12 protein-coding genes and 1 pseudogene are annotated in these 12876 nt (G+C 55.4%); all 13 read left to right on the plus strand.

Translation table 11 applies throughout. From position 1 onward, the window contains the following. Positions 1 to 63 precede the first annotated feature (63 nt). A complete protein-coding gene (gene rimP, locus L692_RS0107905) occupies positions 64 to 525 on the plus strand; it encodes a ribosome maturation factor RimP (RefSeq protein ID WP_025698742.1) in 462 nt (153 codons plus the stop codon). Positions 526 to 551: 26 nt separating this feature from the next. Further along, positions 552 to 1649, plus strand: a complete 1098-nt coding sequence (nusA, locus tag L692_RS0107910) for a transcription termination factor NusA (protein WP_025698744.1) — start codon at positions 552 to 554, stop codon at positions 1647 to 1649. Between the two features lie 24 nt (positions 1650 to 1673). After that, complete coding sequence (gene rnpM / locus L692_RS0107915; protein ID WP_025698745.1) at positions 1674 to 1982, plus strand: RNase P modulator RnpM; 309 nt, start codon at positions 1674 to 1676, stop codon at positions 1980 to 1982. Continuing rightward, positions 1975 to 2287, plus strand: a pseudogene (locus L692_RS0107920) (YlxQ family RNA-binding protein); the annotation flags it as partial. The gene rnpM and the pseudogene L692_RS0107920, both read left to right, overlap by 8 nt. A gap of 3 nt (positions 2288 to 2290) precedes the next feature. Further along, positions 2291 to 4888: a translation initiation factor IF-2 gene (infB, locus tag L692_RS0107925; RefSeq protein ID WP_025698748.1), complete on the plus strand. Its 2598-nt coding sequence runs from the start codon at positions 2291 to 2293 to the stop codon at positions 4886 to 4888. A 20-nt stretch (positions 4889 to 4908) separates the two neighbouring features. Further along, the gene (gene rbfA / locus L692_RS0107930) at positions 4909 to 5268 is read left to right on the plus strand and encodes a 30S ribosome-binding factor RbfA (protein ID WP_025698749.1); all 360 of its coding nucleotides are present in this window, start codon (positions 4909 to 4911) and stop codon (positions 5266 to 5268) included. 16 nt (positions 5269 to 5284) lie between these two features. Next, positions 5285 to 6262: a DHH family phosphoesterase gene (locus L692_RS0107935; RefSeq protein WP_025698750.1), complete on the plus strand. Its 978-nt coding sequence runs from the start codon at positions 5285 to 5287 to the stop codon at positions 6260 to 6262. Beyond that, a complete protein-coding gene (gene truB, locus L692_RS0107940; protein ID WP_025698752.1) occupies positions 6259 to 7173 on the plus strand; it encodes a tRNA pseudouridine(55) synthase TruB in 915 nt (304 codons plus the stop codon). The genes L692_RS0107935 and truB overlap by 4 nt, the downstream gene beginning before the upstream one ends. Positions 7174 to 7276: 103 nt before the next feature. Further along, a complete protein-coding gene (locus tag L692_RS0107945; RefSeq protein WP_025698754.1) occupies positions 7277 to 8221 on the plus strand; it encodes a bifunctional riboflavin kinase/FAD synthetase in 945 nt (314 codons plus the stop codon). A 136-nt stretch (positions 8222 to 8357) separates the two neighbouring features. After that, entirely contained in the window at positions 8358 to 8627 is a 270-nt protein-coding gene (gene rpsO, locus L692_RS0107950; protein ID WP_025690244.1) for a 30S ribosomal protein S15, read from the plus strand. Between the two features lie 307 nt (positions 8628 to 8934). Next, entirely contained in the window at positions 8935 to 11031 is a 2097-nt protein-coding gene (gene pnp, locus L692_RS0107955) for a polyribonucleotide nucleotidyltransferase (RefSeq protein ID WP_025698756.1), read from the plus strand. Positions 11032 to 11362: 331 nt separating this feature from the next. Further along, a complete protein-coding gene (locus L692_RS0107960) occupies positions 11363 to 12346 on the plus strand; it encodes a polysaccharide deacetylase family protein (RefSeq protein WP_025698758.1) in 984 nt (327 codons plus the stop codon). A gap of 90 nt (positions 12347 to 12436) precedes the next feature. Beyond that, a partial coding sequence (locus L692_RS0107965) for a M16 family metallopeptidase (RefSeq protein WP_415752761.1) occupies positions 12437 to 12876 on the plus strand: 440 nt, incomplete at its 3' end.

A 12876-nucleotide genomic window follows, 5' to 3' on the forward strand; every position in this document is an offset into this window, starting at 1 on the left:
GGGGAAACCCACTCTTTATCTTTGGTATACAGCAAAAGACAAGTTCGTGGAGGTTAGTTTTATTTGAGCACACCCAAAATTAAAGGTACGGTAGAAGTGATGCTGAAGCCTTACCTTGACGACAATGGATTCGAACTGGTGGACGTGGAATATGTAAAGGAAGGCTCCAATTACTTTCTGCGCGTATTCGTGGACAAGGAAGGCGGAATCGACATCGATGATTGCGGTAGCATCAGCGAATTCTTGAGCGCCAAGCTGGATGAGAACGATCCTATTCCGGGCGCCTACTTCCTGGAGGTATCCTCTCCGGGAGCGGAACGGCCGCTGAAGAAGGCCGACGATGTGGCAAAGGCGGTCGGCAAGGACGTGTTCGTAACGACGTATGAGCCGATCGACGGACTGAAGGAGTTCGAAGGCCGGCTGCTCTCGTTCGAGGGCGGGGAAATGCTCATCTCCGCGGGCAAAAAACAGCATGCTGTTCCGTATGCCAAGGTCGCCAGCGCGAGATTGGCCATTATTTTTTAGGTTTTGAAAGGGGGACCGGATTTTTCATGAGTATGGATTTTATTGAAGCTATGAATGAACTGGAGAGAGAGAAAGGCATCAGCAAGGATGTGCTGTTCGAGGCCATCGAGGCTGCGCTGATCTCCAGCTATAAACGCAATTTCAACGCCGCGCAAAATGTTCGGGTCGATATGAACCGCAACACGGGCGTAATTAAAGTATATGCCCGCAAGCTGATCGTGGAAGAAGTGCTTGACCCGCGCACCGAAATCTCGCTGCCTGCGGCCCGGGAGCTGAACCCGCATTTTCAGCTTGAGGATGTTGCGGAGCAGGAGGTTACGCCGCGTGATTTCGGCCGTATCGCCGCCCAGACCGCCAAGCAGGTCGTCACCCAGCGCATCCGCGAAGCGGAGCGGGGACTGATCTATAACGCTTTTATCGACAAGGAAGAGGATATCGTCACCGGAATCGTGCAGCGCCAGGATCTGCGCAACGTATACATTGACCTTGGCAAAATCGAAGCGGTGCTGCCGCTGAACGAATTGATGCCCGGCGAGAAATTCAAGCATGGCGAACGGATCAAGGCTTATATTACCAAAGTGGAGAATACGACCAAGGGGCCGCAAATTCTGCTCTCCCGCAGCCATCCCGGCCTGCTAAAGCGTCTGTTCGAGCTTGAGGTTCCCGAAATCTTCGACGGCGTCGTGGAGATTCGTTCCGTGGCCCGTGAAGCGGGCTTCCGCTCCAAGATTGCGGTGTTTTCGCGCAATCCGGAAGTCGATCCCGTCGGCTCCTGCGTAGGTCCGAGAGGAATGCGCGTACAGACGATCGTCACCGAGCTGCGCGGGGAGAAAATCGACATTGTGCGCTATTCCGAATCGGTGGAAGAATATGTAGCCAATGCGCTTAGCCCTTCCAAGGTGCTGGAGGTTCAAGTGTTCGAAGCCGAGAAAATGGCGCGGGTCATCGTTCCGGACTACCAACTGTCTCTGGCCATCGGCATCAAAGGCCAAAATGCTCGGCTCGCTGCCAAGCTGACAGGATGGAAAATCGATATCAAGAGCGAAAGCCAGGCGGAGCAGGAATTCGGCAGACCTAGAACGTCCAGCGACGAAATGCATCAGGATTCTGTCTCCATAGATTAACCAACGAGGGGCGGGTGGCTGAAGATGAAGCAGAAAAAAGTGCCGCTGCGCAAATGCGTCGCCAGTCAGGAAATGATGCCGAAGAAAGAGCTTATCCGTATCGTGAGAACGCCTGATGGCGAAGTGATGATCGATCTTACCGGGAAGAAGTCGGGCCGGGGAGCATACATTTGCGGCAAGCTGGAATGCTTCAAACTGGCTCAAAAGACCAAGGCGCTGGACCGCGCGCTCAAAGTTCCGGTAAGCCCGGAAATATATGAACAGCTCGCCAGGGATTTCGTGTCCGTGGAGGAGCAGTTCCTCGCGTCAAAGGAAGCTGCGGAAGATGAGTAAGGCGCTCTCTAATTTGGGGCTTGCCATGCGCGCGGGCAAAATTGTCACCGGCGAAGAGATTGTGCTGAAGGCGGTCCGTTCGGCGCAAGCGAAGCTGGTTCTCTTGGCGGGGGACGCTTCGGACAATACGCAGAAGAAATTCCGCGACAAATGCGGAACCTACAATATTCCGCTGGTGATCGGATTCAGCCGCGACAGCCTGGGTGCTTCGATCGGCAAGGATGGTCGCGTTGTGCTGGCTGTCACGGACAAAGGATTCGCGGAAATGATCTCCAAGCAGCTCGGAGATAATGTCGGAGGTGGAATCATTGACTAAACAAGACGGCAAAGACAAACTGCGGGTTTACGAATACGCCAAATCGCTTAATATGAGCAGTAAAGAGATTATCACCATTTTGAAACGTCTGAACGTTCCAGTGAACAACCATATGAGCGTTATGGAGAATGACTCCGTATCGAAGGTGGAGCAGTTCTTTAAGGATATCAAGTCCAATGCCGCGGCCAAAAGGGAAAACGGAGGCGGAAGCCGTCCCGCTCCTGCGGCAACGGCAACAGTGGAAGCGAAAAGTGTTAACAAAAATCAAATGGAAAAGCAGGTAGGTATGAACAAGCCAAACAATAACTCATCGACAATGTCGTCAAGACCTCAAAGCGGGCAGGATTCCCGCAGAAACCAGACCGGCTCCGGACAGCGCCCGCAAGGCCAAGGCGGAGCATCTCGCCAAGGCGGACGTCCGCAGGGCCAAGGCGGAGCGCCTCGCCCGCAAAGTCAGGGCGGAGCACCTCGCCCGCAAAATCAGGGCGGAGCACCTCGTCCGCAAAGCCAGGGCGGAGGTTCCCGTCCGCAGGGCCAAGGCGGGGCTCCCCGTCAAGGTGACGCCCGTCCACAAGGCCAAGGCGGCGGAGGCCAGCGCCAAGGCGGATTCGGCGGCGGTAGCCGTCCGCAGGGCCAGGGCGGAGCATCCCGTCCAGGCGATGCCCGGCCACAAGGCCAGGGCGGCGATTTCTCCCGGAATTCCAAGAACCGTCAAGGAGGCAACCAGAAACGGTTCGAGGACGGCAGAGGCGGCAATTTCCGGAATAACGGACGCGGCGGCAAAAATCAGCGCGGCGGCAGAAACCAGCCGATGGAGCGCCGGGAGAAAATCGACAATACGCCAAAGAAAATTATCGTTCGCGGCAACATGACAGTGGGCGAGACCGCAAAGCTGCTCCATAAGGACGCTTCGGAAGTCATCAAGAAGCTGATTCTGATGGGTGTGATGGCAACGATCAACCAGGAACTGGATATCGATACCATCCTGCTGCTTGCCGGTGAATTCGGTGTTGAAGTTGAAGTGAAGATTCCGGTAGAGGAAGATCGTTTCGAAACTGTGGAAGAGAACGATGCTCCCGAAGACCTGCGGTCCCGACCTCCGGTCGTGACCATTATGGGTCACGTCGACCACGGCAAGACGACGCTGCTTGATGCCATTCGTTCCACGAATGTCACCGGCGGCGAAGCCGGCGGAATTACGCAGCATATCGGCGCTTATCAGGTCGAAATCAACCACAAGAAAATTACATTCCTCGATACTCCGGGTCACGAAGCGTTCACCGCGATGCGTGCCCGCGGAGCACAGGTTACGGATATTACGATTATCGTCGTAGCGGCTGATGACGGCGTTATGCCGCAGACCGTGGAAGCGATCAATCACGCCAAAGCGGCGGGACTGCCGATCATCGTGGCTGTCAACAAAATTGACAAGCCGGGCGCGGACCCGGACAAAGTAAAGCAGGAGCTTACCAACTATGAGCTTGTTCCCGAAGAGTGGGGCGGCGACACGATTTTCGTCAATGTGTCCGCCAAACAGCGTATCGGTCTCGAAGATCTGCTTGAGATGATTCTGCTCGTCGCCGAGGTGAATGAATACAAGGCGAACCCGGATAAACGGGCGCGCGGTACCGTAATCGAAGCCGAACTCGATAAGAGCCGCGGTCCGGTAGCCCGCATCCTCGTTCAGAACGGAACGCTGAAAGTGGGCGACGCCTTCGTAGCGGGCAATTGCTTCGGGCGCGTACGGGTTATGGTCAGCGACAAGGGACGCCGTCTGAAAGAAGCGGGACCTTCCACACCGATTGAAATCACCGGTCTGACGGAAGTTCCGCAAGCGGGCGATCCGTTCATGGTGTTCGAAGACGAACGAAAAGCGCGTCACATCGCCGACATACGGGCGACTACCCAGCGTCAATCGGAGCTGAGCACGAACAGCCGCGTTACGCTGGACGACCTGTTCAAGCATATCAAGGACGGCGAGATCAAAGACCTCAACGTCATTATCAAAGCGGACGTTCAAGGTTCGGTCGAAGCTCTTAAAGGTTCCCTGGCCAAGATCGAAGTGGAAGGCGTGCGCGTAAAGATTATCCACAGCGGAGCGGGCGCAATTACGGAATCCGATATTACGCTGGCCGCTGCTTCCAACGCGATTGTCATCGGCTTCAACGTTCGTCCGGATGCCCAGACGAAGGCCGCCGCAGAGCAGGAGAAGGTCGATGTGCGTCTGCACAATATTATCTACAACGTCATTGAGGAAATCGAGCAGGCGATGAAAGGGATGCTGGACCCGATCTTCAAGGAGAACGTGATCGGCCATGCCGAAGTTCGCAGCGTCTTCAAAATCAGCAAAGTGGGCGCCGTTGCCGGTTGTATGGTTATCGACGGCAAAATCACGCGCAATGCGGAGACGCGTCTGGTCCGTGGCGGCATCGTCGTATTTGAAGGCAAGATCGACTCTTTGAAACGCTTTAAGGATGATGCCAAAGAAGTGGCGCAGGGCTATGAATGCGGCATTACGTTGGAACGCTATACCGATCTCAAAGAAGGCGACATCATCGAAGCGTTCATCATGGAATCCGTGGAGCGCTAACTTAAAGAGGTGAATGAAACATGTCCAAAATCAGAGCCGGACGCGTCGGCGAACAAATCAAGAAAGAACTCAGCCGCCTGATTCAAGGAGAGCTTAAAGATCCCCGGATCGGATTTGTCACCGTTACCGGCGTCGATGTCACCAATGACCTTTCCCAGGCCAAGGTGTACCTCAGCGTATTCGGAGACGATGAGCAGAAGAATGCGTCGCTCAAGGCGATTGAAAAAGCCAACGGCTTTCTCCGTTCCGAGCTTGGCAAGGCGATCCGCCTTCGCCATACTCCGGAACTGATCTTCAAGTTCGACGAATCCGTCGCCTACGGCAGCCGGATCGAGAAGCTGCTTGGCGATATCGGCAAGCAGGACGAGAGCCAGGAATAACCAAAGGAGACGGCGAATGCAGAGCTATGAACACAGTCTCCGGCAGACACGTCAGTTTCTGCTGGACCACGACGATTATCTTGTAGTGTCGCATGTTCAGCCGGACGGAGATGCAGTCAGCTCCACCCTAGCGGTGGGCTGGCTTCTCTCATGTCTGGGCAAGAAATACATGATGCTGAACGAAGGGCCGATCCCGACCCGCATGAAATATTTGTGGAGAGCGGAGCAAATTGTCGATATGTCGGCAAATCCCCCGGAACGCAAGTTCAGCCATGTCATTTGTGTCGATTGCGCCGACTTTCAGCGTGTCGGCCAGACACAGCGCTATTTTGAGCCGAATGCGTCTATTGTGAACATCGATCATCATCCGACCAATAATGGCTACGGCACGGTTCAGCTCATTAAGCCGGACGCCGCGGCTACCGCCGAGATTTTATTTGATCTGCTGAAAGAATTCGACATCACCTGGGATGCAGATATTGCGACAGCCATCTATACCGGTCTTTTGACCGATACGGGTGGTTTCCGTTATTCCAATACTTCTCCCAAAGTGATGGAGGTTTCCTCCGAGCTGCTGTCGCATGGGGTGAACGGACCGGAGCTTGCGGAAACGCTGCTGGAGGAGATGTCCCTTGCGCAAGTGAAGGTGCTGAGCAAGGCGCTGAACAGACTGGAGTTATCGCCTAAGGGCGACATAGCCTGGGTCTATGTCACGCCTCAGGATATGATAGACTGCGGCGCGGCCAACGAGGATCTGGAGGGGATTGTCAATTATCCTCGAAATATCCAGGGCGTTGAAGTCGGGATGCTGTTCAAGGTCATCCACGACCAGGCGGTCAAGGTCAGCTTCCGTTCCGCCGGCAAAGTGGACGTAGCCGCTCTGGCACAAGCTTTTGGCGGCGGAGGGCATACCCGCGCTGCCGGAGCCCGGCTTGACATGCCTCTCGAAGAAGCGGTTTCGCTTGTGCTTAAGGAGGTCAACCGGCTGTTATGAGTGAGCTTGAAGGCGTTCTGGCTGTGTACAAGCCCGCCGGCTTTACCTCGCATGACGTTGTAGCCAAGGCGCGGCGCATGCTCGGGATGAAAAGAATCGGGCATGCCGGCACATTGGACCCCCAGGTTACAGGAGTTCTTCCGCTGTGCCTTGGGCGGGCCACACGCATCGTCGAGTATATTCAGGAACTCCCCAAAGAATATATCGCCACACTCCGGCTAGGCCTGTCCAGCGACACGGAAGACCTGACCGGCACCATTACGGAAACGGCGGAAGACGTAAGGGTAACCGAGGAAGAGGTAAGACGGACGCTGGATTCGTTCCAGGGAATCATTTCCCAGACGCCGCCCATGTATTCCGCGGTCAAGGTTGGCGGCAAGCGCCTTTATGAGCTGGCCCGTGAAGGCAAGACGGTGGAGCGCAAGAGCCGCGAGGTTGAAATTTACGAAATTGAAATGTCGGAGATGGTCTGGAACGGGAGATTTCCGGATATCACCTTCCGCGTCCTGTGCTCCAAAGGCACGTATATCCGCACGCTCTGCGTCGATATCGGACGCGCGCTGTCGCTGCCCGGCGTGATGGTCAAGCTGGAGCGTACGATGTCGGCGGGAATCCGTGCCGATCGGTGCCTCACACTTGAGGAAATCGGCGAGCGCAAGGCGGACGGAACTCTTCAGGAATACCTTATTCCCGCCGATGAGGCCATTTCCCATCTGCCGGCCCATAATGTGGCCGATGAGAAGAAGGCGGCCGCCCTTCAGGGGCAGCGTCTGGCCGCCCGGTTTGTGGCGCCCGAAGTTCAGGTGGAAGGTCCTATTCGTCTGTATGATCTTCAAGGCGGCTTCCTTGGCATCTATGAGCGCGAGGAGACCGGTTCGATCGCTCCCGTGAAAGTATTTGCACAGGTCTGACGGACGGGCGCCGTACAATCTGCTGCAGCTATGCCGGTGAGCCTCTCGATTATCTTTTATCATAATTTTTTTCTTAATTAAGTGAAGTGCAGGTGAGAACAGCATGAGAACCGTAACGTTATCCTATCCGATGCTGCAAGGGACGGCAGCGGAGTGGGCCCAGCCCCAGGTTGCCGCCCTGGGACAATTCGATGGCCTGCATCTTGGGCATGCCAGTGTAATCTCCTCAGCCGTGGCTTTAGCCCGGAGAGAGGGTGTGCCTTCGTCCGTCATCACATTCTACCCTCATCCAAAAGACGTTATGGGAAAAGGAGATTACGAGGGATATTTGACACCGCCCCGTGACAAGCAGGAGCTGCTGGCCGATATGGGTGTCGATATTCTCTATGTCATCGAATTCAATGAAGAACTCTCCCGGGTGAGTCCCCGGGACTTTGTGTCCGTCATGCTGCTGCCTTTGCACATCACTACGGCGATTGTCGGTTTCGACTTTCGCTTCGGGTACATGGGCGAGGGTGATGCCGAGATGCTGCGGCAGCTTGGAGGCGGCCGCATGAAGGTGGAGACCGTGCCGCCGTTCCTGCTGGATGGCGTAAAGGTCAGCAGCTCCGGTATCCGCAAAGGTCTTCAGAGCGGCGATATGGGGCTGGCCAATTCCTGGTTCGGGCGCTGCTACCATCTTCGGGGGACGGTGGCGCACGGCGAAAAGCGGGGACGCACCATCGGATTTCCGACCGCGAATCTGGAGCTTGAAGACCGGTATGTCATCCCCGCCAAAGGTGTATACGCCGTCCGGGCCGTTCATAACGGAAAGACCATGCCCGGAGTTATGAATGTAGGCGTGAAGCCGACCTTTCACGAGGGCGTTGCCGAGCCGACTTTTGAGGTTCATTTGCTGGACTTCGCCGGCGATCTGTATGGACAGGAGATGAGGGTGGAGCTTGTCGCCTTCATCCGTCCGGAGCGCAGATTCGATTCGGTTGAATCGCTTATTTCGCAAATCCGCGAGGATGCGGGGACAGCCGGGAGAATATTGCTGGATTCGTAACGTTTACTTTTGCCTTTTATAGTGCTATACTGGTTAACGTTGCCGGGTTGCTGGCATCCATAACCTTGGCTTGGTCATTCGAGTGTCACCGACGGTGACGAGGCCAACGGCGATTATATTGAAGGAGGTGAACAGGATGGCATTGACTCAAGAACGCAAGCACCAACTGATCGACGAGCACAAGACTCATGAATCCGATACCGGATCTCCAGAGGTGCAAATTGCTATCCTTACGGAGAATATCGTTAATCTGACCGACCACTTGCGTACGCACAAGAAGGATCATCATTCCCGCCGCGGATTGCTGAAGATGGTAGGTCAACGCCGTAAGCTGCTCGCGTATTTGAAGAACAAAGACGTGCAGCGTTACAGCGCATTGATCGAGAAACTGGGATTGCGTCGCTAATAATCCATAGGTTTACCCTTAAAGCAGCCTGGTTGTTTACCGTATGTGCTTCCAAGAAGCGTCAGCGGGACAGCTGGGTTGCTTTTTGAAAATTAGGGAAAAATTTAGCAACCGTCCGGATAATATGAACGTCAAAAACGGCTCCTTTTCCTTTTTTCCAAAAAGGCCAAGCCGTTTTTGCTTGTATTGCATAGAGAACGTACGTATAGCCCTATCATAAGGATACGGCGTTTTAATTATGACAAAATTCAGATGAACCTGCCCATAGCCTGTAGAGCGGGTCTGCTGTCATCCAAGGAGGGACTTTATGGAAAAATATGTAGAAATGCAGCTCGGGGGCAGAACCCTGGTGCTGGAGACGGGCCGGCTTGCCAAGCAGGCCAACGCCGGCGTTATGGTCCGTTATGGCGATACGTCGGTGCTCTGTACGGTAACGGCGTCAAGCGAGCCGAAGGATCTTGACTTTTTTCCGCTTACCGTGAACTATGAGGAACGCCTGTACGCGGTCGGCAAAATTCCGGGGGGCTTCATCAAGCGGGAAGGCAGACCGAGCGAAAAAGCGATTCTGTCCAGCCGCCTGACGGACCGTCCGATTCGTCCGCTGTTCCCCGAAGGCTTCCGTAACGACGTGCAAGTGCTGAATCTGGTCATGAGCGTCGATCAGGACTGCTCGCCGGAAATTGCGGCCATGATCGGAACATCGGCGGCGCTGAGCATTTCCGATGTGCCGTTCAGCGGTCCAATCGGCGGTGTGGTGGTGGGACGCATTGATGGACAGTTTATCGTCAACCCGACAATCGCCCAGCAGGAAGCAAGCGACATTTATCTGGTCGTGGCCGGAACGAAGGACGCCATCATGATGGTGGAAGCGGAAGCGAATGAAGTGCCGGAGGAAATCATGCTCGAAGCGATCATGTTCGGACATGAAGAAATCCGCGGCATCGTAGCGAAGATCGAAGAGCTGGTAGAACTCGCCGGCAAGGAAAAAATGACCGTGAAGCTGCATGCGGTAAACGCCGAAGTGAACTCCGAGGTGCGCGCCTATGCGCAGGAGCGGCTGGTGGAGGCGGTCAAGATTGCCGAGAAGCATGCCCGCCAGGACGCGATCGACGCGGTCAACAACGAGACGGTGGAGCATTTCACGGAGAAATATATCGAAACGCCTGAACTGATTGGCGATGTAAAGGAAGTGCTGCACGATATCGTCAAGGAGGAAGTCAGACGTCTCATTACCCATGACAAGGTTCGTCCGGACGGCCGTAAGCTGAATGAGATTCGTCCGATCGACTGCGATACGTCGCTGCTGCCGCGCACGCATGGCTCGGGATTGTTTACCCGCGGCCAGACGCAAGCGCTCAGCGTATGTACGCTCGGAGCGCTCGGCGATGTGCAAATTCTCGACGGCATTGATTTGACCGAAACGAAACGGTTCATGCATCACTATAACTTCCCGCCGTTCAGCGTAGGAGAAGCCCGTCCGCTGAGAGCGCCGGGCCGCCGCGAAATCGGTCATGGTGCGCTCGGTGAACGCGCCTTGTCCAAGGTTATTCCGAACGAGACCGAATTCCCTTACACGATCCGCTTGGTATCTGAGGTGCTGGAATCCAACGGATCGACTTCCCAGGCGAGCATTTGCGCAAGCACCCTGGCGATGATGGATGCGGGCGTGCCGATCAAAGCGCCGGTTGCAGGCGTGGCGATGGGTCTGATCAAGGACGGCGAGCATGTCTCCATCCTGACCGATATCCAGGGCATGGAAGATCATCTCGGCGATATGGACTTCAAAGTGGCAGGTACGGCGGAAGGCGTAACCGCGATCCAGATGGACATCAAGATCGACGGAATCGACCGTAAGATTCTGCAAGAAGCACTGGAGCAGGCCAAGGAAGGCCGGATGTTTATTTTGAGCAAAATGATGGAAGCTATCTCCAAACCAAGAGAGAGCCTGTCCCAATACGCGCCCAAAATTATCATCATGCAGATTAATCCGGATAAAATCCGCGACGTTATCGGCGCAGGCGGCAAGATCATCAACAAAATCATCGAAGAAACCGGCGTGAAAATCGACATCGAGCAGGACGGCCGTGTATTCATCGCGTCCTCGAATGAAGAGATGAATCAAAAGGCGCGTTCCATCATCGAAGGCATTGTGCGCGAGGTTGAGGTCGGGGAAATTTATGTCGGCACCGTCAAGCGGATTGAGAAGTTCGGCGCTTTTGTGGAAATTCTGCCGGGTAAAGACGGTCTGGTGCATATTTCGCAGTTGTCCACGGAGCGTGTAGGCAAGGTGGAAGACGTGGTTGCTATCGGCGATACCATCACCGTCAAAGTGACCGAGATCGACCAGCAGGGCCGCGTGAATCTGTCGCGCAAGGCAGTGTTGACCGCAGAAGCCAAGGCGTAACATCCGGGTTATATAGCCGGAGCGCAGCGGCGCTTATGAAAGGTACGACGAAAAGAGGCAGAGCTTTCATTCTGGCTCTTTTTTTGAGTTGCAATTCCCCTTGAAACAGTTCGCTGTGCTTGCTGTGCAGGCCATGGCCCTCCCGTGATCCTGCCGCGCCCTGCGGGGCGCTCACGTTCGTCTTCAACCGTTTCGCTTCAAGGTATAATGCGCCTTCTTGTCTCATAAGCTGGGACAAAGGGCCGTACAGCAGATCCTGGCTATTGTACGGTTCAAGGGTGAACGCTTGGGCAAAATTGAATGACGGCGGATCGTACGGGAGGAAGCTGCAATGAGACTGGAGAAAGCGGCCATTGTGTTGGCCTGCATGACCATAGTAATCGGAATCGGCAGCAGCGCAGGGCCGGTAAGGAGCATGCTGGGGCAGCTCCGGGCGTCGGGTGGACTGGCTGCTCTGAAGCCGCTGGGCGATAAGAGGAGCGATCTGCTCAGCATGATTCAGACCAAGGCGGCCCAGGTTGCCAGCCCGCCGGTGGACGCCAGAGTGGATCGCGTATGGAAAGCGATTCCCGGCTATAACGGTCTGGATGTCGACGTGGAAGCGACGTACAGAGACGCTCTTCTGCTGCCGGCGGGTGCAGCGATCAAGTACGTGTACAGACAGACTCCGCCGGCTGTCTCGCTGGATGATCTCGGAGCCCAGCCCATCTACCGGGGGAATCCCGCCAAGCCGATGATGTCGCTGATGATCAATGTCGCCTGGGGCAATGAGTACATCGTGCCTATGCTGAATATACTGGACGAGGAGCAGGTGAAGGCGACGTTTTTTCTGGACGGCAGCTGGCTGAGCAAGAACCGCGAGCTTGCTATGGAGATCAAGAAGCGCGGGCATGAGCTTGAGAATCACGCCTATACGCATCCCAATATGAGCACGCTCAGCCGCGCGCGGGCGGCAATGGAGATCGACAAGACCAAGACGCTGCTGAAGTCGAGCCTTGGGGTCGACAACCGCTGGTTCGCCCCCCCTTCGGGCGACTTCGACCAGGAAACGGTGGAGATTGCCCGCGAGCTGGGGCTGAAGACGGTGCTGTGGACGGTCGATACGGTGGACTGGCGCCATCCTTCCCCGGAATCGGTTGTCGCCAAGATTACGGCAAATGCGGGGCCGGGTACGCTTGTGCTTATGCATCCCACCTCATCGTCATCCAGGGCGTTGCGCGGAATGATTCGCGGGATCAAGGCCAAGGGGCTGGTTCTCGGAACGGTCAGCCAGACGCTCTCGCCGGAGCGCGTGCTGCCTGGCGATGTTGAGTGAATCCGCCGTTTCTGGTAGGATATAAGGCGCCCGGTTAAATGGATTGGCGAACGAAGGGCTATGGGCAGGAGGATTTTTCACGTGGAAAAAATGGTATTATCAAACGGATTACGAGTAGTCATGGAGAAAATCCCGACCGGCCGCTCCGTATCCTTCGGAATCTGGGTAAAGACAGGCTCCAGGAATGAGACGCCGGAGAACAACGGGATTTCCCATTTTATCGAGCATATGCTGTTCAAGGGTACGGACCGGTTCGACGCCAAGGCGATTGCGGAGCGGTTCGATTCCATCGGGGGGAATGTCAATGCCTTTACCTCCAAGGAATATACCTGCTATTACGCCAAAGTGCTGGATGAGCATCTTCCCATCGCCGTGGATGTGCTGGCCGACATGTTCTTCCGTTCGCGGCTGGATGCGGAGGAATTGGCGAAGGAAAAGAACGTTATCCTTGAGGAAATTTCGATGTGCGAAGATACGCCGGACGATCTTGTGCATGATCTGATGTCGATGGCCGCCTATGGCAGGCACCC

It is taken from the genome of Paenibacillus forsythiae T98 (assembly GCF_000520735.1).
Taxonomy (GTDB): domain Bacteria; phylum Bacillota; class Bacilli; order Paenibacillales; family Paenibacillaceae; genus Paenibacillus_AQ; species Paenibacillus_AQ forsythiae.

Excerpts from the sequence above, each read along its gene's own strand:
- pnp (WP_025698756.1), top strand. The coding sequence starts at position 8,935 with ATGGAAAAATATGTAGAAATGCAGCTCGGGGGCAGAACCCTGGTGCTG.
- rnpM (WP_025698745.1), top strand. The coding sequence starts at position 1,674 with ATGAAGCAGAAAAAAGTGCCGCTGCGCAAATGCGTCGCCAGTCAGGAA.
- L692_RS0107960 (WP_025698758.1), top strand. The coding sequence starts at position 11,363 with ATGAGACTGGAGAAAGCGGCCATTGTGTTGGCCTGCATGACCATAGTA.
- nusA (WP_025698744.1), top strand. The coding sequence starts at position 552 with ATGAGTATGGATTTTATTGAAGCTATGAATGAACTGGAGAGAGAGAAA.
- truB (WP_025698752.1), top strand. The coding sequence starts at position 6,259 with ATGAGTGAGCTTGAAGGCGTTCTGGCTGTGTACAAGCCCGCCGGCTTT.
- rbfA (WP_025698749.1), top strand. The coding sequence starts at position 4,909 with ATGTCCAAAATCAGAGCCGGACGCGTCGGCGAACAAATCAAGAAAGAA.
- rpsO (WP_025690244.1), top strand. The coding sequence starts at position 8,358 with ATGGCATTGACTCAAGAACGCAAGCACCAACTGATCGACGAGCACAAG.
- L692_RS0107935 (WP_025698750.1), top strand. The coding sequence starts at position 5,285 with ATGCAGAGCTATGAACACAGTCTCCGGCAGACACGTCAGTTTCTGCTG.
- L692_RS0107945 (WP_025698754.1), top strand. The coding sequence starts at position 7,277 with ATGAGAACCGTAACGTTATCCTATCCGATGCTGCAAGGGACGGCAGCG.